1 protein-coding gene is annotated in these 216 nt (G+C 54.6%); it reads right to left on the bottom strand.

Annotated elements, in window-relative coordinates; genetic code table 11:
* On the bottom strand, positions 1-216 hold a 216-nt coding region (locus AO388_RS08425), incomplete at both ends, for a hypothetical protein (protein WP_153003980.1).

The raw sequence follows: 216 nt of genomic DNA, 5'->3' as shown, positions 1-216 counted from the left end.
TGATCAGGCCGATATCGTGCTCGCCGTGTTGCAGTTCAAGGACGTTTTTGACCACTTCGATGCTGCCGCCCGACGTCAGCGGCGCGAAGCACTCATAAACCGCAAGATCGAAGTTCAATGAGGTGGAGAACAGCGTTTTTTCGAGTGCAGAGCCGTCGAAAGCCGTGTGTGCCCAACTGAGGAAGTTAACGGTGTTGCGGTGTTCGATCATCACGC

The sequence above is a fragment of the Pseudomonas sp. ICMP 10191 genome (genome assembly GCF_001467335.1).
Lineage (GTDB): Bacteria > Pseudomonadota > Gammaproteobacteria > Pseudomonadales > Pseudomonadaceae > Aquipseudomonas > Aquipseudomonas cerasi.
This window is presented reverse-complemented; position numbering and strand designations above follow the sequence as displayed.